Source organism: Parashewanella sp. 2304DJ23-3 (genome assembly GCF_056591695.1).
Genome location: NZ_JBWQOH010000013.1, coordinates 30,463 through 54,219 on the forward strand (window position 1 = coordinate 30,463; position 23,757 = coordinate 54,219).

Sequence of the window (23,757 nt, forward strand, 5' to 3'; positions counted from 1 at the left end):
GGTATGACTAATAGGATTAACTTATCCACTCTTCTAGAGTTTCAAATAATTCGGTGAGAACGATAGGCTTGGTGATATGTGCGTTCATGCCGGCCGATAGACTTTTTTCTCTATCTCCAGACATCGCATGTGCGGTCATAGCTATAATAGGAAGCTGTTCATGGTCGAATGTTTCTCTTAGCGTTCTTGCCGCTGTTAAGCCATCCATCACAGGCATCTGAATATCCATCAGAACTGCTGAATACGCATGCTCGGCAATCATATCTAGTGCAATTTGACCATTGTCTGCAACTTCAACTTGATAACCTGCACTCTTCAAAAGCTCAGAGGCGACTTGCTGATTAATCAAATTATCCTCTACAAGCAATATCTTTGCTTTTGCAGATTCGACATCTTCATCTTCAATAGTTTCGCTATCAATGGTTAACGGTTCATCTGCAAACGCCGTAATAATTTCATCAAATAAAGCTGATGCTTTAAAAGGTTTTTGTAAAAATGCAGACACCTTAGACTCGTCGACTTCACCTTGAATAGGCTCTGATGCATATGCGGTCATCATGATGATCTTTGGCATGATCTCAATGCGGCCTTCTTCAACCATCATTTGAAGCTCTTCAATCACCTGACCGCCATTCATTTCTGGCATCATCCAGTCGATCAAGAGCAAATCAATTGGCTCTTCGTTGAGTTTATAAAGTGCTTCGACCCCACTTTCTGCGGTATCCACATCAAAGTGAAAATCTCTCATTAACGTTGAATATATTTGCAGTGCTGTTGGATTATCATCAACCACTAAGGTCTTAATGTTATTCAGCTTAGGAGGAACAATCAGCGGTACCTGTTTAGTTTCTTCTGCAATTTCAAAACTTATAGTAAAGCTGAAAGTACTGCCTAAATGAGGCTCACTTTGCACTTGCAATTTGCCTCCCATCATTGAAACTAAATGTTGGCTAATCGATAACCCTAAGCCTGTTCCACCGTACTGGCGCGTCGTTGAACCATCAGCTTGAGCAAAGGCATCGAACAACTGTGCTTGCTTCTCTTTATCAATACCAATACCCGTATCACGCACCCAAAACTGCAGCGTTATACGATGATCCCTTTCACCTACGTCTTCACAGCCTAATTCGATTTCACCGTGTTGCGTGAATTTCACGGCATTAGAAAGTAGATTAATAAGCACTTGCCCTAAACGCAGTGGATCACCCTTTAAAGTTAAGCCTGCGGTAACGGGTGCATAAAGTAGCATTTCAACGTCTTTTTCTTGGGCTTTTAATACATTTAAATCCAGAGCGTGATCGAGCACTTTATCAAGCGCAAACGGTACTTTTTCAAGCTCAAGCTTACCCGCTTCAATCTTAGAGAAATCAAGAATATCATTGATAATACGAAGCAATGATTGAGCGGAGAACCCCGCTTTGGTTAGGTAGTCGTGCTGTTGCTCAGTAAGGGCTGTTCGCTGTGCCAACTCCAACATACCAATAATGGCATTCATTGGAGTGCGGATCTCGTGGCTCATATTCGCCAAGAACTCACTTTTGTATAAGTTGGCAGACTCAGCGTCCTGCTTAGCTTCTAATAGCGCAACTTCATTAATCTTTTGTCGAGTGATATCTTTATGCGTACCCACCATACGCTTCGGGTGGCCATATTCAGTAAATTCAACCACTCGGCCACGAGATAACAACCAGAAGTACTCACCGGCTTTACCCAGCATTCTAAATTCAATTTCGTAGACTGAATCAGGCTCGGCTAGGTATTGAGAACGGTACTCTTGAACACGTTGCCTATCATCTGGGTGGATCATGTCATCCACCGTAGAAAGTAAGGCTGGGAACTCATTAGGCTGATAGCCGATCATGGTGAAATAGGCCGGATTACAGATGATTTGTTCAGAATCCAGATACCAGTCCCATAAACCATCTTCTACCGCATCCATGGCCAAATGATAACGTTCTTCAGATAAACGCAACTGCTCAGCACTTTCATATTCATGCGTGACATCACGCCATACAGCAATCAAGCCGAGTAATTCACCACGGCGATTATAAAAAGGAAGTTTCAGGGTATCTAATAATACTGATTTCCCTGCGAGCTCGATTTTTTCTTGGTAACGCAGTGGTGTTTTGTCTTTTAATATCTGCTCATCTTCAGCGCGAATTCGGTCTCCCAATTCTGGATGAGTCATGGTCTCTGATGACTGCCCAATCAGCTCATTTTCGGTGTACCCCAACATGCGCTCAGCCGCTTTGTTACAACCGAGGTATTTACCTTCTTTGTCTTTGAAAATGATCGCTTCGGGTATCGAGTCAATCAGAGAACGCAGCAATGCGTATTCTCGCTCACGTCGCTCTGTGGTTTCTTTGAGTTTTTCTGTCCGTATGGCAACCAATTTATCTAAGCGTTTGTTTTGCTCTGCTAAGTGATGAGTGTATTGCTGATTTTCTTCAAAAATCCGACTCACCAATTGGAACCAAGGCATCCAACCTGGCGTCGTTTTTGTCGGCACAGGTAGCGGCTCTTGTGAACAACCTTCAAGGTGAGAAAGCAGTTGCGAAGCCGGCGTCACAAAGGATCGTCGTGTTTGCCAGTGAACAATGGTCACCAACAACGACAGCGCAAGCACAACAAGGAAAAAAGTTTGCTGTAATTTGCTCCATGCATCGTTGAACATATCATCCACGCTTTGCAAATACAGCAAACGCCACGGCGCATTATGCAAAGCAACAGAGTGAATGTAATAACCGTTACGAATAAAACCATCTTGGGCTTCAAAAAGGTCTGACTCAGACAGAGAATGCAACTCAGCTGGGATACGCTGACTGATGTGATACACCCGGGTCATATCGCTAGAATCAATGTCGCTGTGGAACAGTACATTGTTATTTTGGTCGAGCAATATTACCGTACCAGGCATTTTAAAATACAAACGGATCTGTTTGGACAGTTCTGCCAGAGTCATATCTAAGTTGATGGAACCCATGAAGCTATCATTGTCGTAAATTGGGACTTCGAGCGTCGTCAACAACCCTTTATTGGTCGAATCTACATACGCAGGTCGCCAAGAAACACTCCGCTGAGGGTTCATTGCGGGGCCAACAAGTTGGAATTGTTTTTGATTTAAGAGCTCTTCACGAAATGCACTACTATCCTTGGGCCAAGGGTAATATGACATCATCTTTTGCTTTGAGATGTAATAAATCGCTGAGGTTTTTTGTGCGGTATCTTTCGCAACAGGAAAAGAAAGAGAAAGCTCATACAGCATCTGTAATTCACGGTAAAAATTTTCATCACGATGCTTTAAAGTGCCAAGGCCAGTAATTTGCCCCATATTGGTAAAGGGCTTACCCGCTTTGGAATATTCTGGTTCTAAAGAAAAAACTTGGTTTTTCTGAGCAAACTTTTCATATTTCGGCAGCGTTTTATCATTGGCGGGCTCGCCACGTTTTAAGTAATCAACCGCCACATCCCGCAAGCTTTTTATGGCTCGAATGCTGGACTCTAATAATAAATCGACTTGTAAAACGTGACGATCAATTTGCTGCTCACGTTCGTTCATCACCTGTGCTTTTTGCTCACCGTATGCTACCCAAGCGACCCATAACGCCATGACAATTACACCAATATAGGTATAAAAAACGGCTCGGTTATAATTTCGTTGAATAGGTGCTGTAAGTTGCTGAACAGGTTCGGTCGGTTTCATTTATTGTCCCTGTTGTACTACCAGTCAGGATGACGTTCGCTTGACATTATAACCCTCTGACATTTTGATGTCACATATGAAGTGCTAATAACTCTATGATCGTAAATAAGTTTAGAACCCTATATCTAAATTGATCTGAAATTGTGACAACTTAAATAAAAAAGCGAATACATACACTCACCTGATAAACCCGCACCAATGAAATTAAAATTTTAGGTCATTAAATTACTATTTTTATAATTAATTAATATAAACATAAAACTGTTCACCTTACATTCAAGTTTAACAACATAAAATGTAACAACTCGTTCTTAGCTTAACTATTGTATATGACTTCACTCTTTCGATATTTTCAAATCAGCAGCCCCAAAACATATTCTCCTCTCAAAGCGCAAGTTGAAGAAAATATTAAAGAAGTTGAAAGTGAAAATACTAAAATCCATTTTGCAATCCAGCAAGGGGCCCCAAAACTCAAATCGTTTGAAGGTTTTATTGAATGGTCTGTAACACAATTATCTGATAATGGTTGCTTACTTAATAGTCAAGCTCAAGAACTTAAAACCATGACACTTCGTAGATTTCATGAAACCCAACAAATGGAGTCCGAGCCGGTCTTTGAGCCTTACGATGGTGTAAATATGACCAAGGAGTGCACAAATCTTAAAGAAGGATATAAGTTTGAACTGCAGCCATTAACTCATGGCCATGAGAATCAAACCCTCTATGAAGTTACCTTTATTTCTGGAGAAAATAGCGATTATGGGAAAAAATACGCTCCCTTAGGACGAATTATTTTGGTTGATACTCCAACGCAGTAGCGATCGAAGTATCAACTCATTATGGTTGCTACAGCTGTTCTTCTGCGAACTCAGCAAGACGTGAACGAACGACACCGTTCAGGTAAATATTTGCACTGCCATCAAAGTCTTTAAACTTCTCAACAATGTAAGTAAGACCTGAAGTAACCGGAGTTAAGTAGTTGGAATCGATTTGCGCTAAGTTACCGCAACAAATCAATTTAGTACCTTCTCCCATACGTGTGATCATCGTTTTCAACTGTGAGGCGGTTAAGTTTTGGCACTCATCCAGTAATACCACTGCATTTTGAATCGAGCGACCACGCATGAAATTAATTGACTTCATCTGCACGTTTGCCTTCTCCATGATGTAATTCATACTTCCGGATGGGTTAACATCATTTTTATGCAACACTTCAAGTGTATCGGTAATTGCCGCAAGCCAAGGGCCCATTTTTTCCTCTTCCGTGCCCGGTAAAAAACCAATAGATTCGGCAATCTCTGGCGTGTTTCTGGTCACAATAATCTTGTCATATTGATTGCGTTCAATGACCAGCTCTAAGGCGGAAGCCATAGCCAACAAAGTCTTACCGCAACCCGCAGGGCCGGTAAGGATGACCATATCGATATCGGAATCTAACAAGGCTTGCATTGCCATGCCTTGATAGACGTTTTTAGGGCGAATACCCCAAGCGTCTAAGTTCATTAAACGCTCTCGATTCAAATCTTGAAATTTTACGTGATCGCTGGTTTTCTCAACCACACGGCCACAAAAATCTGAGTCTTCATCAATTAAGTATTGATTAACATAGAGTAGGTCAGTATCAATTTCCGCCATTGGAACTTGGTGAAACGTTTTTCGTCCCTCTCGCTGAGAGTCGATATCGCCAACATGCTTCCAGAAGTTACCTGAAAATTGATGAAACCCTTTTGTTAAAAAGCGAACATCATCGATGATCTGATCGCGTCGATAATCTTCAACTTGCTGAATGCCCGCCCCTTTGGCTTTGAGACGCATATTGATGTCTTTTGTCACCAAAACAACCATGCGTGGCGCATGAAGTTTTTGTAAGTGTAAAGTCGTGTTTAAGATGAGGTTATCGTTGTTGTCACCAGGCAAAGTGCCAATGGTAAATTCAATCTGGTGATCAGGGAAAATAGAGAGGTGGCCAGTAGCATCCTCATGACCCGGTCTTGCGGGTAATTCAACGCCTTTTACAAGCTGTTCAGGGGTAATATCACCACCTAAAGTATCTTCTAATGTTCGTATAGCCACTCTGGCATCGCGACTTACATCACGTTTTCTGTCCTTAATACTATCGAGTTCTTCCAGTACCGTCATCGGTACTACAACATCATGTTCCTTAAAAGAATATATCGCTAGTGGTTCATGCAATAAAACATTGGTATCTAATACAAACAGCTTAGTGTCGTCTCGGTCCATGGCGCCTCCAAAAATGCTGAGTGATAACACATTCAATGAATAACTGTTACGGTCACCCTCCCTTTGGTTCTGCCAGCAGATACTTCTTAGTAAAGCTTATGCTGAGAAAAAAAGATACGATTTTTTTATTAAATTTTAATACACCCTACTCACTGTATATCTTGTGATAGCTTCCCAAAACTTTTATTCGATGCTGTAACTGAATTACCCTCAGTGCTGAAGCCAAATTTGGACTTTGTGCATGCCCTTCTAAATCAATATAGAAAAAGTACTGCCCAAAAGCTTGCCGAGTTGGACGAGAAATAATGGACAACAAATTAATGCCTCTACTGGCAAACCCGTTCAAAATTTCATTGAGTGCACCAGGGCAATCATCATCATTAAAAACAATGATAGAAGTCTTAACACTGGTCGTTAAATCGATGGGCAAATTGATAGACAGATTAGGCTTACCTAATACTAGAAACCGAGTTTGATTCTCTACATAATCAGCAACACCATGTTCGATCATAGCAAATTCACCCTGGCTCACTGCCGCACTGGGGATGATGGCTGCAGCGGGGGTTTCACAGCGTTTAAGTTGTTCCAAGGATAAAATATTGCTCTCAGTTTGTACAAAGTCAACATCATGAAATGACTCTAAAAACTCACTGCATTGATTTTTTGCCACAAATTGTACAAACAAAGTTTCGACATCTTGTTTGTTAGCTTGGTTACTGGCATAAGAAAACCGAATTGGTAACAGCACTTCTGCTAGCACTTGCACATCGGTTTTCGACAATTCATCTAATACGGTAGACACATACCCCTCTGAAAAATTTTCAATCGGGATCACACCAATATCTGACTCATCGCCAACGGCTGAAATCACTTTCTTAATTGAAGGAAAGAAATGAATTTTACAAGCATCGTCAAGTTGTTGAATAAAACGGATACAGGCTTGTTCTGAATACGTACCTGCTGGACCAAGAGTAGCAATCTTATGCATACATTCCTTTCAGATGTTATCCCTAAAAAACTGTGGGGGATTTAATTTGCAATTTATAAGCTTATGCTTATAACTTAAAGTCAAAAGTAGGCTTGGTTCAAGCAAATTTTTCTTCACGGAGCTCAATTATGAAAACCGTTCTCATTGCTACACTCATATTCAGTTCATCTACCCTCGCAGCCACAGATTGTAAAAACGCCCAAAACACTCTGCAAATAGCTCAGTGTAAAGAGCAACAAACCGTACTTGCTAAAAAGCAAATGAAGCAATACCTGAGTAAAGCTAAATCGGCTTACCAATCTCAACCACAAGCGTCTAAAGCCATTATTGAATCACAAGTGCAATGGCAAAACTATGCAAAAGCACAATGTAAAGCGGTCTATCAGATGTATTCTCAAGGTACTATTGTCAGCATTATGACTGCCGACTGTGACTATCAAACTGTTAAGCAACGCACGCATGATATTTGGCGTGATTTTTTGCAAACTTTATCTGGCGATCCACTTTTGCCTGAACCCAGTAAATAGGATTAGGATTGTTTTTAGTCAAAGACGAGTATAGGCTTAGGCTCTTGCTGTGAACGTCTGACTCAGTGCGCCACATTTCATGCTATAAACATAAAACAACAGGGTTTGTGATCGCTTAATCAACGGCGAAAATTAAAATAAGTTTCAAAGTTCCACATGCCCTAATGTAAATCTTTTTCCGATGGTATAAGATACGCGCCTTTTGTGAGTCAGCCCGGAGATAAGAGTAAAAAATGCCGTTTGCATTAGGTCAGCGCTGGATCAGTGATACTGAGTCCGATCTTGGTTTAGGAACCGTTGTTCAAGTTGAAGGTCGCATGGTGACCGTGTTATTCCCCGCCACTGGGGATAATAGAATGTTTTCCCGTGAAGACGCCCCTCTTACTCGTGTTATTTATAACCCTGGTGACGTCGTGGAAAGCCATGAAGACTGGAAATTAATTGTCACCGAGGTTGAAGAACAAAACCAATTGGTTGTCTATAAAGGCACCCGACAAGATACAGGCGAGGAAGTCATTCTTCGTGAAACCTTATTGAACCACAATGTACGTTTCAATAAGCCTCAAGATCGTCTTTTTGCAGGACAAATCGATCGCTTAGATCGTTTTGGTGTTCGTTACCGTTCACAATTGTTACGCCATAAATTAGCCACATCTGACTTACTTGGTCTTCAAGGTCCCCGTGTAGGTTTAATTCCTCACCAACAATGGATTGCTCATGAAGTTGGCCGTCGTTTTGCGCCTCGAGTGTTATTGGCCGACGAAGTTGGGCTAGGTAAAACCATCGAAGCGGGTTTGATCATCCATCAACAGCTACTTACGGGCCGTGCGGAACGCATATTGATCATCGTTCCTGATTCGTTAAGACACCAGTGGCTGGTTGAAATGCTGCGCCGTTTTAACCTTAAATTCTCCGTTTTTGATGAAGAGCGCTGCGTTGAAGCTTATGCTGATAGCGACAATCCATTCGATACAGAACAACTCATTATTTGTTCAATGGATTTACTGCGAAAGAAAAAGCGTTTAGAGCAAGCCGTTGATGCTGATTGGGATTTAATGGTGGTTGATGAAGCTCACCATTTAGAGTGGTCAGAAGACAAGCCAAGCCGTCCTTATCAAGTCGTTGAAGCCTTAAGTGACGTTGTACCTGGTGTACTTTTACTTACTGCTACACCAGACCAGCTTGGACATCAAAGTCACTTTGCTCGCTTACGCTTGCTTGATCCTGATCGTTTCTACGACTACGAAACTTTCGTTAAAGAAGAAGAAGGTTATCGCGATGTGGCAGCCGCAGCCGATGCCTTAGTGAGTGAAGAAAAGCTGTCTAATGAAGCCATCAACAGTTTGACAGAATTACTGACTGAAAAAGACATCAACCCAAATATTCAGATGATTCAAAGCGATGATGTTGATGCTGAAATGCAACACGCTGCTCGTAATGAATTACTTCAAGAGTTACTGGATCGTCACGGTACTGGGCGTGTGCTTTATCGAAATAGTCGTGCTTCTGTAAAAGGCTTCCCACAACGTATTTTTAATCCTCAGCCTCAAGTCATGCCAGAGCAATACCGCACCGCAGCACGTGTAAATGCCATGATGTCGACAGGTATGTCAACAGGTGCAGCTCAGCTTGAGCTAAAGGTCAAAAAAGCCTTAAGTCCAGAAAAGATTTATCAAGAATTTGATTCTGAAAACTCAGAGTGGTGGAAGTTCGACCCCCGAGTTGACTGGTTGATTGAGTTCTTAAAAAATCATCGTAGCCAAAAAGTACTGATTATTGCCAGCCAAGCAGATACAGCATTAAGTCTTGAAGAAGCTCTTCGTTTACGTGAAGGCATTCAAGCTACTGTGTTCCACGAGGGTATGTCGATCATCGATCGTGATAAAGCCGGTGCTTACTTTGCGCAAGAAGACGGTGGTGCACAAGCGTTGATCTGTTCAGAAATTGGCTCTGAAGGTCGTAACTTCCAATTTGCAAGTCAATTAATTCTGTTTGATTTACCGCTGAACCCAGATTTACTCGAGCAACGTATTGGTCGCCTTGATCGAATCGGTCAACAACACGATGTCAATATTCACTTGCCGTACTTTAAAGATACTGCACAAGAAGCCCTGATGAATTGGTATCACCAAGGCTTAAATGCCTTTGAGCTAACGTGCCCGTCTGGTCATATGTTGTATAAAGAGTTTGCAAGTGAGCTACTTCTTTGCCTAACAACCGGCGATGAAGATGCGATGACACAAGTGATGAACCACACACAACAACGGTACAAAGAACTCAAGCAGGCCATGGAGCAAGGTCGAGATCGACTGCTCGAAATCAACTCTCATGGTGGCAAAAGATCACAAGAGTTGGTTGAACGTTTGGCAAAGCGTGACGAAGATACTGACTTAATTAGCTCAGTGATCCGTTTATGGGACATTATCGGTGTTGACCAAGAAGATAACGGTGAAAACACCATTATCTTAAAACCAAGTGAACATATGCTGTTCCCGACATACCCGGGCTTACCTGAAGATGGTATTACCGTAACCTTTGATCGTGATACGGCCTTGTCACGTGATGATATTGCACTTATCACCCAAGAGCATCCAATTGTGCAAACTGGTTTAGATTTAATAACCAGCTCTGAAACAGGCTCTGTAAGTGTGGCGATTCTGAAAAACAAAGCATTGCCAGCAGGCACTCTGTTCTTAGAGTTAATGTATATGGCGGATGCTTCAGCGCCGAAATCGAGCCAACTTTATCGATACTTACCTCCAACGCCAATACGCGTGTTATTGGATAAGGCCGGGAATAATCTCTCTGATAAAGTAGACTATGATGGTTTTGATCGTCAGCTCAGTGCAGTAAATCGTCATATTGGTAGCAAACTGGTTACCGCATCGCAAGCGCAGATTCACCCACTATTACCTAAAGCACAAGAGGTTGCGGAAGAAAAGTTAGCGCTACTGGTTGAAGGCGCTCGTGAATCTATGACTACTCAAATCACAACTGAACTTGAGCGATTGGAAGCGTTAAAAGCAATTAACCCGAATATTCGTGATGAGGAATTAGAACATTTACGAGATCAAATCCAAGAGCTAGGTGGTTATATGAATGATTGCCCATTGCAACTTGATGCGATTCGTTTGGTGCTGGTTAGTCACGCTTAATCTGAATCATTGTCAATTCTATAAGGCAGCCATAAGGCTGCCTTTTTATTAACAAAAGATGAATTAAATTTAAATTGGATATATTCCATTTCTCCTTAGAATATTTATTAGCAACTGAAATGAGGTAGCTACATGTTTCAAGGACCAACGTCAATTCAATCACGCCCCACAGTGTTCGAAGGAAGTGCTTTAAACTCAAGAAAGCCTTCTCCTAAACATAGCATTGTCACAAAAGCGACTTCATGGGCTGTGAATCAAGTCAAAGAGAAACTTGGCAACCACTTAGATCAATTCCTAAAAACGCCTTCTCCTAAACAGCCTGTGCCAAAGCCTTCAGTAGAATCTTTAAAAGCAGGGCTCATTGCAGACTCAGAAGATACCCTTCCAAAAAGCTCTGCAAGCTTAAAATATGGTGTAGGTGATCGTGAAATCCAAAACACGCTATCACATGCAGAACAAGCACAATTGCAAAAAGAAATTGAAGATATTTTCTCAGATGAAGTCACTCAAGAGGTTTGTACCGAAACCGTTCAGTCTCAATCTTGTCATGTCTCAACTCAAACAGATCCACTCCACCGTGAGCCAAAAGTCATCGATAACTCAGTGGGCAGTTTATACGGTACATTTCAGTTAAAACCAAAAGAAACTGTCGATGAATACGATGATTTTGAAGCTAGTATAAAAAAAGAAGAACTACTTTCTGATTTAAAAGCATTTGAAGATGCCGCAGTACAGGTGGTAAACAAAATCAACAAAGAAACAAAACGAGAAAACCAAACATTAGCTAAAACTGCTCAAAAAACTCAACTCGCATTTACTGAGTTTCATTCAGAAGAAGAGAAGAGAAAACAACAACAGCCCTCGGAGGGACTTAGTAAAGTCACTCCAAAGACTCAAAGACACTTACGTTGGAGTAAAACTAAGCCTAACCTTGCGGACTCAAAAAGTCCAAAAACTTCAGAATCGACTGCATTGGTAAAAACGGGACATTTTTCAAATAATATCATTTAAACTTTCTTAGGAAGTAGCTAGCGCTTTCATCCTTCATTTGCCGATAAACTGCTCTACGCTGGTTTTTTCCTAATAATAATCTGATTTGATACCAAGTTTCACGACCCAGTAAACGTCGAATACTTGCAGACCAGTTTCGATGGTAACTGAGTTTTATTGCAGCTAACGCATCTGGTGAGTGCTGTTTAAATTGTTCAATTAATCTAGCAACTTCAAGTTCAACGTCATCAGCAACCTGAGAAACAAGCCCGTATTCAAGCGCTGTGTTGGCATCAATAATTTCAGATGTCATTGTCAATTTCATTGCCTTATCTTTTGGCATAATTTGACGTAAATTCGCCAAACCAGCCATATCCGGCATCAGCCCCCATTTACTTTCCATAATTGAAAAGTCACTGTCAGGCGATACGATGCGAAAGTCAGCTCCCAGCGCAATTTGCATTCCACCGCCATAACAATGCCCATTTATCTTTGCAATGACGGGAACAGGAAGTCGTTGCCAGTTAATGGAAACCCGCTGCGCTAAGTTGGCATTTCCCGGTAACCATTTCCATAGTAACTTTAGCGCAGACATTTTAGAGGCCATGACAGACTTTATATCGAGACCGCTGCAAAAGTGCTCTCCCTCTCCTGTGATTACGACTGCCCGCAAAGTTCTGTCATTTTTCAACACTCGATAAGCACTGTCTAACTCTCTGAACATTTGAAAATTAAGTGCATTCATTTTTTCAGGACGATGTAAAACTACAAATGCAACCTGATCTTCAATAAGTAATTTGATATTTTGAAATGACATATTTTCAACCCGTGAGTTATCTGTGTTATAAAATGTCAATTTATAAGGCGAAAACGCCTCAAAAATAAATAGAGCAAAAACACAAGCTTACCTAAAATAAGATTAATTATCACTCAACGCAAAAATTGATCACTTTTTAACCCAATAAACATTATTTGAACAAGTTCTTTGGTACATCGTTAATTTTCGGTATACCATTCACTTATAAATTGACTATCGTCAAAATGTTGCCAAATAATAAATAAAGTAAGACATGCTTCAAAGACTAGGGCGATGTTTTTGAATCAATCTAAATACATTGATGTCAAAGCATGATGATTAGCGTCTACAATAATAAAAATCACCCATGAGTGATGGCAAAGAAGGACTCGTTCAACCCATGACCACCCAGGTATTAATCTGTGATGATTCAGCAATGGCACGCAAGCAAATGGCTCGAGTATTGCCAAAAGACTGGGATGTGTCGATTACATTTGCAAAAAATGGCATGGAAGGGCTTGAAGCCATTAAAGCAGGCAAAGGCGAAGTCGTATTTCTCGACTTAACCATGCCCGTAATGGATGGCTTTCAAGTTTTAAAAACGGTCCAAAAGCTCGACTTACCTGCAATGATTATCGTCGTCTCTGGCGACATTCAACTTAAAGCTTACGAAAAAGTAAAATCACTAGGCGCTATCGATTTCATTCAAAAGCCCATCAGCACTGAAGCATTAAGTCATATTTTGCAAGAATACGGCATATACAATGGCAACTATAATGCGCAAGCTGATGATGCGCCAATGATCAAAGTCGACCTGCGCGATGCCTGCCAAGAAATCGCTAATGTTGCAATGGGGCGTGCTGCAGATCTGTTAGCTAAATTGCTTGATATTTATGTACCACTGCCGATTCCGACAGTGAATGTGCTTGAAGTCAGTGAACTGACGATGGCATTAAAAGCGACAGAGAATGACAAACAAATTTCAGCGCTTTGCCAAGGGTTCATTGGTGCAGGCGTTGCTGGTGAAGCCTTATTGTTATTCCATGACTCTAGCTTTGATGACATGGCAAAGTTGATGAACATTAACCATCCTGATTCAAGCCAAGCTGAGATTGAAGTATTAATCGATACCGGGAACGTTCTCATCGGTGCATTTTTAAATGGTATTTCTGAGCAAATGCACATGCCATTTAGCCAAAGTCACCCTGTTGTTTTAGGCCGACATTGTACCGCCAATGAGCTCATTCATGACAACGCTGAAAAATGGCAACGAACGTTGGCAATGGAAATTAATTACCGTATTCAAGATCATAATATTCAGTGCGACTTACTGTTGCTGTTCACAGAAGACTCACTGCCTACGATGACAAACAAACTCAGCTATTTGCTTGAATCATAGGAGTTGCGATGTCTACAGATGATACCCATATAAGCGAGTTTCATTGGTTAATTGACATGGTACAAACCATTGAAGTTGGCATTGTTGTTTTAGATAAAAATTACAATATAAAGTTGTGGAACAGCTTTATGGAAAACCACAGCGGTGTATCACCCAATGACTTAAAAGATAAAAACCTCTTTGAAGAGTTCCCCGATCTTGAAGTTAATTGGCTTAAGCAGAAAATGGAATCGGTTTTTCTACTTAGAAACCGCTCCTTCATTAGCTGGGAACAGCGCCCATTTGTCTTTAAATTTAAAAACTTTCGTCCAATAACAGGCCGAGCTGAGCATATGTACCAAAATGTTACGCTTCAACCTCTGATGTCCTTAACAGGTGAAGTGTCGCATATTAGTCTCATTATTTACGACGTTACTGATATCGCTGTCGGTAAACTACAGCTCAACAGTGCCAACAAAATTCTGGAGCGTCTGAGCCAAACAGACGAACTGACGCAACTGCATAATCGCCGCCACTGGCAGCAATGCATGGAAAGAGAGTTTGAACGCTTTAATCGTTATGATTCTCCTGCCAGTTTAGTGATGTTAGATATTGATCACTTTAAAAAAATCAATGACCAATTCGGACATCAGACCGGAGATATCGTAATTCAAAGAATCGCACATCTGCTCAATCAGTCATTAAGGGAAACCGACTGTGCGGGTCGTTATGGCGGCGAAGAATTTGGCGTAGTACTCGCTGGCACAGACAGTGCGGATGCGATTTGCTTTACTGAAAGACTGCGGAAAAAAATAGAAACACTTGAATTTAATATTGAGGGTGAATCTTTTAATGTCACGATCAGTTTAGGAATATGCGATTTGGATGAATCAATAAAAGACAGTCTAATGTGGGTATCTCAGGCTGATAAAGCGTTATATCGAGCAAAACTCAATGGCCGAAATCGTAGTGTTATCTACCGAAAATCAGCCGAAAAACATTTACATTAGTTTACCGATTAATGAAGAACAGGCGGCTCTTCTTGAGGGCCGTTTTCATCCATAAAATAGGTTCCCCAACCGTCGTAATCCACTTTTAATTTTACCGCTAATTGCACAAATTGCTCAGTGGCTTTATCTAAAAGTTCAACATCTAATTCGTGATGAGCAACTGCATCAAAACAGAAAATAATACTGCCATCTTCCAGTTCAAATTCTTCAGCATCTGAAACATCATAACCCAATTTGAATGCCTCTACTGCTGCTTTTTCAAGACGGTCAAAGCTGCGGCAGGACATATGATGCTCAATAATATACTCCACATCAGGTAAAGAACCGTCCGCCAGTAATTCATCAACAATTGCTCGATTTTCTGTAAATTGCTCTTTGAGCAAACGTTCAACAGACATAAAAAACTCCAATGCAAAAATATCTCACCAATTTTACTGAGATAGATTTTTCTTTGCCAGTTTATTTTAGCTTTGCAGCCTCATTATCTAACTGTTCTAACTTAGCTTTCATTTGATGAAATACGGTTTCTGAGAGTATTTTCACATCTGACTTCGCTAACCCTTCCGTTGCTACTGGCTCCATCATTTCAATGATTACTGTACCATTATTCCAACGGTTTAACTTTATATCATTTTGAGAGCTTGCAACCACAGGAACTACGGGAGCACCTGAGGCTATTGCCGTGTGAAATGCGCCTGATTTTAAAGGCAATAAACCACGGCCTCTTGAACGCGTGCCCTCTGGGAAAACCCAAACCGACAGCTTTTCATTACGCACTTTTTCTGCCGCTTTTGCCATCGTGCTCACAGCACTGTGACGGTTTTTTCTGTCAATTAATATATTGCCAGACAGCCAATATAATTGCCCGAAAAAAGGTATCCAAGCGAGGCTTTTTTTGCCGATGCTTACCGTGCCTTTTGGCACAACGGCAGTGTGAGTGAATATGTCATAGTTATTTTGATGATTCGCCACATAAACATTAGGGGCTGGAGGCAAAACCTTAGGCAGTCTCACAACTAACTTTATACCCAAAACGATGCTGACTTTAGAAAAGATTTGAGCTAACACATGTACATTATCACGATGACGAGGTCTTAACAGACAATATAAACCACTAAAAACAAAAACCGTAACTAACGCAATGGCTAAAATTAAACAGCGAACAACTAACAGCACAATACACTCCAATAACAAAGTCGCCGCTAGTATACGTTAATCCCTGTTCAAGGTCAGAGCTGTTTTCAACTTTTTAACGTTGATGTACTTTATGCAAAACTCATTAAGGTGACACTTGTTAGCTGCACTGATTACCTTAGTGGCCGTATTAACTACTTTAAATGAATACAGATTCACCATAAATTAACAGCCAAGCAATTTCGAAGAAACGAAAAATATATACAGCCCTTCGGGTTACGCCTAAAACCGAAATGACTAATTGAGAACGGCCTCTAGCCTTTTAACCCCAACCTCTTAGCTAAGCGGTGTAAGTTTCCTGGATCAAGCTTTAAATAGCGTGCGGTTGCAGCCCAATTATTATTGTTCTCATCTAATACTTGCTTAATATAATCTGATTGAAACTCATCAACGGCTTGCTTTAAGCTTAAGCCTTTAATCACCTTCATTGCTGGCGAATTCGTAATATGAGTTGATTGCTGCGCACCAGTTGTAGCGCCTGACAATTCAAAATGCTGTGGCTTGATAGTACAAAGCTCTTCACCCGAATGCGCTTGTGCAATAATGGCTGCACGATGAATGGCATGATCCAGTTCTCGAACATTTCCAGGCCAAGCATAATGGTTCAGCAACACTAAACTACTCGGCGCTAATTTTAGGTGCTTCAACCCTAGCTTTTGCCGATAACGTTCAATGAAGAAACCACTGAGTAAGGTGATATCTCCTTCTCGCTCTCTGAGTGAGGGGACTTGTACTGGAAAAACGCTTAAACGATGATAAAGATCCGGTCTAAAACGCCCTTCCATCACTTCTGTTTTTAAGTCTTTATTAGTTGCAGCAATAATTCTTACATCAACTTGCAAACTACGATCGTCACCAATCTTTTGAATATCACCGTATTGAAGAACTCGCAATAATTTAGCTTGTAAGGCTAATGGTAACTCTCCAATTTCATCGAGAAATAGCGTGCCCTTATCTGCCATTTCGAACTTACCACTGCGATGGCTAATGGCCCCAGTAAATGCACCTTTCACATGGCCAAATAGCTCACTTTCAGCAACACTTTCAGGTAAAGCTGCACAATTGAGATAGACTAACGGTTGCTCAGCTCGTCGGGATTTTTGATGAATTGAACGAGCAACAAGCTCTTTACCTGTGCCAGTTTCACCAGTAATCAGCACATTTAAATCACTATGAGCGACAACGGCAATCTCTTGAAGCAAGTTTTGCATTAATTGCGATTGGCCAATCATTTCAGAATCTTGATTGTGCTCATTCAAGCTTGAAACTGTACTATTGTTGGATTGATCTTTGATCGCTCGCTGTTCGAGTTTTTCCATCATCAAAGCATTGTTTAATGAAACAGCTGCAATGGCACTCAAGCTACGTAACTCAAAATCACTGAATTGATCAAATCGCTTTGGATCAAATGAATCAATGGTAATGGCGCCAATTAACCTCTCATTGGCAAATAATGGCAAACCAATACAAGCGTGAACTTTAAGTTCATCACCTTGGTTTGGAATAAGTCCATCATAAGGATCATCTAGGTCGCTGTCTGCAGGAAATCGAACAATGTCACCCGCACGCGCCACTGCCTCAAGTCTTGGGTGTTCATTTAAAACAAATCGACGACCCAGTACATCATCATGCAATCCTTTGATGGCCAATGGCGAAAAGTATTCACCATGATATGACAACAGTGCAGCCGCATCGCAATGCAAGTTTTGACGGATGGTATCCAACAAGCGTGAAAAGCGATCACGGTTCGCTAACCCTGAGGTGATATCTAACGCAATACGCGTCAAATCTGATTGGTTCAGAGCCATAACGGTATCCCCTGTTATTTGGGACTGAGCGAACATAGTGGAATCTCCATCGTCAATATTACATTGGTCACTTTAACACTGAGGTAATATTTAGAATTTGATCCACATTAAAAAAGGAGCCCAAATGAGCTCCTTATATTGATTAATAATTAACTTATGCGATCTGAGACACGTCACGTCCAGATTTTGGTGCCATAACGGCTTTCTTTATCAGGTCAAATAAGAATACACCAATGAACAAGCCACCAAATGCGAAAACTACATCACCAATCGTTCTTAACCATACTAAGTTTTCTACCACTTCACTGTGAATGACTGCTGGCGAACGAGCATACCAGTAGCCGTTCTCAATGACAGCGAAGAATTGGATTAATCCCATTGGTAAAAGTGACATAAATACCATTGCCGCTAGACCAATGTTCAAACTCCAGAAGGCTTTTTTCACTAATCCTTCGTTCCATTTAAGATCATTTGTTAAGCCACGTAAGCAGAACAACATTAAACCAATACCAAGCATCCCGTACACACCCATAAATGCGGCGTGACCGTGAGTTGCCGTTAAGTTAAGGCCTTGAACAAAGTACAAAGAAATTGGTGGATTGATCAAGAACCCAAGCATACCGGCACCAACTAAGTTCCAAAATGCGGTGGCAACGAAGAACATAATGGCCCAATGATAACGCTCCATCCAAGGGCTGGCTTTACGTAAACGATAAGTCTCAACGGCTTCGAAGCCAATTAATGCCAGCGGCACAACTTCCAATGCTGAGAACATGGCACCCCAAGCGATAACGGACGTTGGTGCCCCCGTAAAGTAAAGGTGATGCAGAGTACCAATGAGACCACCCGTTAAGAAAATAACGGTGGCGAACAATACCGCTCCGTTAGCACTGCGGCCACGAATGAGTCCTAGGCGTACTAACATCAATGCAATTACTGATGTTGCAAAGGTTTCAAAGAATCCTTCTACCCATAAATGAACCACCCACCAGCGCCAGTACTCGGCAATCGCTAAGTTAGTGTGTTTGCCCATAAACAGGCCAGCACCATAAAATAGGCCAATGGCGACACAAGAGGCGTACAGAATCCAGATGACTGGACGCATCTCGCCTTTCTCTTTTAACGCCGGACGAATTGAAGCAGTTACTAAGGCTAGCCAAATCAATAACCCGCCCAATAGCAATACTTGCCATACACGACCTAAATCAATGTATTCATAACCTTGATGCCCGAATAAGAAGTTCATGTCTAGGTCAAAGTATTGTTGAACACCTAACCATTCACCCGTCATTGACCCCAGAACGACTATCACGAGAGCAACCCAAAGTACGTTCACACCTAAGCGTTGAAATTTAGGCTCATATTTAGATAGCGCAGGCGCAATATAAAGACCCGTTCCAAGCCATGCTGTCGCAATCCAGAATACGGCTAACTGAGTGTGCCATGTACGAGTCACTGAATAAGGTAGAATCTCTGAAAGCGGGAAGCCATAAAAGTCTTGGCCTTCAACGGCATAGTGCGCCGTAATACTTCCTAAGAAAATTTGCAGTAAAAACAAACCAATCGCAGTAACAAAGTACTTATAAACTGCTTTTTGTGACGGTGTCGGCTTGTTCAAAAACAGCGGATCTTGCTTTGCAGGCTCTGGTAGTGGATCGTGCTTGGTACTGGCATGGTGCCAAATAAGTGCGCCAACCCCTGCAATTAAGAAGACGATACTCAAAATTGACCAAACGATATTATCTGACGTTGGTTTATTGCCGATTTGAGGATCATAAGGCCAGTTATTGGTAAAAGTATAATCTTCGCCTTTGCGTTCGGTGATCGCTGCCCATGCGCCCCAAAATAAGAAAGCATTAAGTTGCTCACGGCGAGCAAGATCTGGCACAGTACCTTCTTTCATGGCGTACTGTTCACGCAAACTCGCCAGTTTCGGGTCGCTGCCAAAAAGTGACAAGTAATGCTGAGACACAACATTAATTGCAGCTATGCGGGTATCAGACAAAATAACTTTGATGGTGCCATCCGCATTTTCAGTAATGGTATTCTTACGAATATCTTCACGCAACAACTGTTCTAAGCCTGCTTGCTTACTACTGTCTAAGGCATCAAAATTAACACCAAACTTTTGCTGAGCTTTGATGTTCAACCATGCGCCTGCTTCACGATGAAGCCAATCTGCAGTCCAGTCAGGTGCCACGTATGAACCATGTCCCCAAACTGACCCCAACTGATGTCCGCCCATCGAACGCCAAACAAGTTGCCCTTGCTCAACATCATTGCCACTGAAAATAACATCACCTGACGTGCTGCTGTATTCGGTTGCGATTGGCGGTTTCGTTTGATAAATCTCACTACCTAAACTGAGTAGCACCGTAAAGGAGGCCACCAGCACCATGAGCAGCGCTATGGCGGTAATCTTCTGTTTGCTCATACAAGCCCCTTGCATCTATTGTTTCCCAAAATGAATTAACTTATGCATTGCTCAGATCATGCCAACTTTATAAGTGACTAATTTTAAACAGTTTAAATAATTTACAACTGTGATGATTGTTAAAAGCACAATCAAGAAAAGACTGTCATTTTCACACCAATATCATTTAGACACCAAAAGTGATGTTTCGGTTAATTAGTTGCTAGAAGCGGTTAAATATCATACTGTGATATAGTGATGAATTCGTAATCAGGGAGCATCTAGAAAGTGAAGGTTTTCGTTTCAAAAATAGATCATTGGTTGTTAATGGTAATTTTAGCTTGTGTTGTTCTTTGTGCTTTAGCAGCGGCCAAGCTTTTAGGAACCGAACTCACTTTACACAATTCCTTATTTGCTTCGATCATTTTATTTCTTGGTGTTGTTTTTCCTTTATGGCTACTTGGTAGTACCCGTTATTATATCAATCAACACAAAAATCAACTGATCATCACTAGCGGTCCTTTCAAATGGCGAATCGACATCGAATCCATCACTTCAATCACAGAAACACGTAATCCCATATCAAGCCCAGCTTTGTCTATGGATAGATTGATCATCACTTATGGTAAACATCAACAGATCATGATTTCACCGAAACTTAAGCACGAATTCCTCGTAGCACTCGCCAAAGACTGATCACCCTTCATTTGATTAAAGACATAAAATGTCAATTCTTGTGGGAAATACCCGAGCAATTTGCTATGGTTTTCTTCAATAATTGTTTTATGGAGGACCGTCCTGAAGATGGAAAACACTAAACCTTCTTTTATCACTGATTTTTTCAAATTAGAGTCTGCTGGCGGGATCATTTTAATGATTGCTGCATTGCTAGCGATCATTATTGCCAATACACCGTTAGAGCCATATTACCAGCTGCTTCTCAGTACTCCTGTAGAAGTCAAAGTCGGCGCTTTGGAGGTTGCTAAGCCACTCTTGTTATGGATTAACGATGGCTTAATGGCCGTATTCTTCTTGATGGTTGGCTTAGAGCTCAAACGTGAACTCATGGAAGGTGAACTGTCTAATAAAGAAAGCATTATTTTACCCGCCGTTGGCGCTGTCGGCGGAATGGTCGTCCCTGCACTCATATACTTATATTTCAATCACAGCGACCCAACGGCACAAAATGGTTGGGCGATACCCGCAGCAACAGATATTGCATTTGCGTTAGGCATACTCGCAATACTTGGAAGTAAAGTACCCACATCCATTAAGATATTTTTAACGTCATTGGCAATTTTTGATGATATTGGGGCCATCGTAATTATTGCTTTATTTTATACCTCCAAGATATCCATTGCAGCATTGATTGTTGTTGCGCTTTGTATCCCCGTGTTAGCCATCATGAATCGCAGCAATATTATCGCTAAGAGTCCGTACATTCTTATCGGCATCATTATGTGGATCGCAACATTAAAATCGGGGGTTCATGCTACATTAGCTGGTGTAGTTTTAGCTTTATTTATTCCGCTCAACACCAAAGACAACAATGCGCCATCGCCGCTTAAAACCATGGAGCATGACTTACATACTGTCGTCGCATTTTTTGTATTACCAATTTTCGCATTTGCGAATGCAGGAATTTCGCTCTCTGGCGTGAATGCCGAAATGCTATTGCACCCAGTCCCAATTGGTATTGCTCTTGGTCTTATTGTCGGTAAACAGGTCGGTATTTTTGGTATTTGTGCTTTGTTTATAAAAATGAAGATCGCTAAAATGCCCAACAATATGACATGGGCAAGTTTGTATGGTACTTCTGCATTGTGTGGTATTGGCTTTACAATGAGCTTATTTATTGGTTCTTTGGCATTTGAAGAATCGGGGATTAACAGGATGTTCGACGAGCGACTGGGAATTATTCTTGGTTCTGTAATTTCAGGCATCATTGGCTACCTGATTTTAAAGGTAACACTAAAGGGTCCAATTCAGCACTCGGATTCATAAAATTGACATGTAAAAAGGTTACTGTTCACCATACCAAATGCGCAGTAACCTTTTAAGTTTTAATAGAAAAATAGCCATTACGATTTAAACTTAAAAAAAAGTGCATATTTTTCATTTTTTTCTAGCAAAAAATCGACAAAATAAGTTAATATTCGCGCAATTTTTAAATAGTACAATCCATTGATTTGCGTGGATTGGTTATAGGTTAATTGCAATTTATTAGGCTTAGACGTTGAACGATCAAGAATTCCGCATAAAACGCAAGTTTATCATTAAGCTTGGCAAAGCACTTCATAAGTTCGGAACACCCGCTTACCGACTTGAAGCTCACTTAATGAAAGTTTCTCGCTGCTTAGGGTTAGAAGGTAATTTTGTCATCTCTCCAACCTCAATGACATTTGTATTGCACCATGATGCTGAACAAGAGTACAACCACCTTGCGCGTGTTAAGCCAGGCGAGTTGGATTTGGGCGCACTGGCACGAACTGATGAATTGGTAGACGAGTTAATCTCAGGACAACGTAATTTAAATGAAGCGTTAGAGCGCATTGACGAAATTGCCGACAAACCTAATCCGTATGGTTCACTTCTGACCTTTTTTGCCTTTGGCTTATCAGCAGGTGCCTTTGCGATGCTGATGGACACCAGTTGGAACGACGTAGTTTGGTCTGGATTGTTGGGCTTCATCGTTTATGGGTTGGTACATGTTGCTGAGCGTTCAAGCAAAATGACTGAAATGCTAGAACCTTTAGCGGCCATCGTGTGCGCATTTTTAAGCTGTTTTATTGCCACTTATGACTCCAGTATCAATATTCCTGTAGTGATCTTATCGGGCATTATTGTATTCGTCCCGGGCCTGGCATTAACGATAGGTTTAGCTGAGCTTGCTTCACGAGACTTAATATCCGGTACAGCAAGGATCATGGATGCCATGATGTTGTTGTTTAAGCTTTATTTTGGCGCATTTTTAGGATTAGCACTTGGTCATGCTTTATTCGGGGTTGTTCCAGTAACAGAGCCTATGCCTCTTCCTCACGGAGCGGCTTGGGCTGCCGTCCCATTGTTGTCGGTTGCACTTGCCATCATGTTTAAAACCCGAGTTAAAGACGCTCCATGGGGTGTTTTAGCCGGTATTGTCGCCTTCTCATTTGCAATGCTCGGCGGTTATTTCATTGGTGATTCCATTGGTATTTTCTTCGGTGCTTTAGCTGTGGGAATGTACTCAAATTTATTTGCCCGTTGGATGAAGGCGCCAGCCTCGATTGCTCTACTACAAGGTATTGTTATTTTAGTACCTGGCAGTAAAACTTACATTGGATTAAATGCGCTTATTTCAGGTGAGACGATGCTCAATCAAGTCGAGATAGGCTCACAAATCTTCTTGATCTTTATGTCATTAGTGGCAGGGCTTATTTTTGCCAACGTTGCGGTTCCACCAAGACGTAACCTGTAATAGCCTTGAGCTACTGTTTCTCAGCAGTAGCTCCTCCCCATAAAATCTAAAAACTGTATTTTCTTGACTATCCTTTAATAAATGTGTGTTATTTGTT

The 23,757-nt window shown here is 41.3% G+C and carries 17 protein-coding genes; 9 read left to right on the forward strand and 8 right to left on the reverse strand.

Going from position 1 to position 23,757, the window contains the following annotated elements; all coding sequences use genetic code 11:
- Nucleotides 1–16 precede the first annotated feature (16 nt).
- Nucleotides 17–3,703, reverse strand: coding sequence for a response regulator (locus AC1EU2_RS17460; RefSeq protein ID WP_480299560.1), 3,687 nt, complete (start codon nt 3,701–3,703; stop codon nt 17–19).
- A gap of 329 nt (nt 3,704–4,032) precedes the next feature.
- On the opposite strand from AC1EU2_RS17460, the gene AC1EU2_RS17465 reads away from it, so the two are divergent.
- On the forward strand, nt 4,033–4,521 hold the full coding sequence (locus AC1EU2_RS17465) for a hypothetical protein (RefSeq protein WP_480299561.1): 489 nt from the start codon (nt 4,033–4,035) through the stop codon (nt 4,519–4,521).
- A gap of 28 nt (nt 4,522–4,549) precedes the next feature.
- Here AC1EU2_RS17465 and AC1EU2_RS17470 read toward each other — a convergent pair whose 3' ends face one another.
- Together AC1EU2_RS17470 and AC1EU2_RS17475 are read right to left on the reverse strand one after the other, a co-directional pair.
- Nucleotides 4,550–5,944: a PhoH family protein gene (locus tag AC1EU2_RS17470; protein ID WP_480299562.1), complete on the reverse strand. Its 1,395-nt coding sequence runs from the start codon at nt 5,942–5,944 to the stop codon at nt 4,550–4,552.
- Between the two features lie 145 nt (nt 5,945–6,089).
- A complete protein-coding gene (locus tag AC1EU2_RS17475; protein WP_480299563.1) occupies nt 6,090–6,932 on the reverse strand; it encodes a prephenate dehydratase in 843 nt (280 codons plus the stop codon).
- 128 nt (nt 6,933–7,060) lie between these two features.
- Between AC1EU2_RS17475 and AC1EU2_RS17480 the strand changes: the two genes are divergently transcribed.
- The 3 genes from AC1EU2_RS17480 (at nt 7,061) to AC1EU2_RS17490 (ending at nt 11,625) form a co-directional block, all read left to right on the forward strand.
- The gene (locus AC1EU2_RS17480) at nt 7,061–7,459 is read left to right on the forward strand and encodes a lysozyme inhibitor LprI family protein (protein ID WP_480299564.1); all 399 of its coding nucleotides are present in this window, start codon (nt 7,061–7,063) and stop codon (nt 7,457–7,459) included.
- Between the two features lie 233 nt (nt 7,460–7,692).
- Nucleotides 7,693–10,614, forward strand: coding sequence for an RNA polymerase-associated protein RapA (gene rapA, locus AC1EU2_RS17485; RefSeq protein WP_480299565.1), 2,922 nt, complete (start codon nt 7,693–7,695; stop codon nt 10,612–10,614).
- A gap of 132 nt (nt 10,615–10,746) precedes the next feature.
- Nucleotides 10,747–11,625, forward strand: a complete 879-nt coding sequence (locus tag AC1EU2_RS17490) for a hypothetical protein (RefSeq protein WP_480299566.1) — start codon at nt 10,747–10,749, stop codon at nt 11,623–11,625.
- Here the strand turns inward: AC1EU2_RS17490 and AC1EU2_RS17495 are convergent.
- Nucleotides 11,618–12,421 (reverse strand): crotonase/enoyl-CoA hydratase family protein, encoded by an 804-nt coding sequence (locus tag AC1EU2_RS17495; RefSeq protein WP_480299567.1) that lies wholly within the window; start codon nt 12,419–12,421, stop codon nt 11,618–11,620. The genes AC1EU2_RS17490 and AC1EU2_RS17495 overlap by 8 nt on opposite strands.
- A 379-nt stretch (nt 12,422–12,800) precedes the next feature.
- On the opposite strand from AC1EU2_RS17495, the gene AC1EU2_RS17500 reads away from it, so the two are divergent.
- Entirely contained in the window at nt 12,801–13,799 is a 999-nt protein-coding gene (locus AC1EU2_RS17500) for a response regulator (protein WP_480299568.1), read from the forward strand.
- Nucleotides 13,800–13,807: 8 nt separating this feature from the next.
- Entirely contained in the window at nt 13,808–14,788 is a 981-nt protein-coding gene (locus AC1EU2_RS17505; RefSeq protein ID WP_480299569.1) for a GGDEF domain-containing protein, read from the forward strand.
- Nucleotides 14,789–14,796: 8 nt separating this feature from the next.
- On the opposite strand, the gene rraB is transcribed toward AC1EU2_RS17505, so the two are convergent.
- From rraB to AC1EU2_RS17525, 4 genes are all read right to left on the reverse strand, one after another.
- On the reverse strand, nt 14,797–15,186 hold the full coding sequence (gene rraB / locus AC1EU2_RS17510; RefSeq protein ID WP_480299570.1) for a ribonuclease E inhibitor RraB: 390 nt from the start codon (nt 15,184–15,186) through the stop codon (nt 14,797–14,799).
- Nucleotides 15,187–15,247: 61 nt separating this feature from the next.
- Complete coding sequence (locus AC1EU2_RS17515) at nt 15,248–15,964, reverse strand: 1-acylglycerol-3-phosphate O-acyltransferase (protein ID WP_480299571.1); 717 nt, start codon at nt 15,962–15,964, stop codon at nt 15,248–15,250.
- Nucleotides 15,965–16,236: 272 nt separating this feature from the next.
- Nucleotides 16,237–17,790, reverse strand: a complete 1,554-nt coding sequence (gene norR / locus AC1EU2_RS17520) for a nitric oxide reductase transcriptional regulator NorR (RefSeq protein ID WP_480299633.1) — start codon at nt 17,788–17,790, stop codon at nt 16,237–16,239.
- A 154-nt stretch (nt 17,791–17,944) separates the two neighbouring features.
- A complete protein-coding gene (locus AC1EU2_RS17525) occupies nt 17,945–20,224 on the reverse strand; it encodes a nitric-oxide reductase large subunit (RefSeq protein ID WP_480299572.1) in 2,280 nt (759 codons plus the stop codon).
- Between the two features lie 267 nt (nt 20,225–20,491).
- Here AC1EU2_RS17525 and AC1EU2_RS17530 point away from each other — a divergent pair, with 267 nt between their 5' ends.
- The 3 genes from AC1EU2_RS17530 (at nt 20,492) to AC1EU2_RS17540 (ending at nt 23,660) form a co-directional block, all read left to right on the forward strand.
- A complete protein-coding gene (locus AC1EU2_RS17530) occupies nt 20,492–20,899 on the forward strand; it encodes a PH domain-containing protein (protein WP_480299573.1) in 408 nt (135 codons plus the stop codon).
- A 108-nt stretch (nt 20,900–21,007) separates the two neighbouring features.
- On the forward strand, nt 21,008–22,207 hold the full coding sequence (gene nhaA, locus AC1EU2_RS17535) for a Na+/H+ antiporter NhaA (RefSeq protein ID WP_480299574.1): 1,200 nt from the start codon (nt 21,008–21,010) through the stop codon (nt 22,205–22,207).
- A gap of 232 nt (nt 22,208–22,439) precedes the next feature.
- A complete protein-coding gene (locus AC1EU2_RS17540; RefSeq protein ID WP_480299575.1) occupies nt 22,440–23,660 on the forward strand; it encodes a threonine/serine exporter family protein in 1,221 nt (406 codons plus the stop codon).
- Nucleotides 23,661–23,757 lie beyond the last annotated feature (97 nt).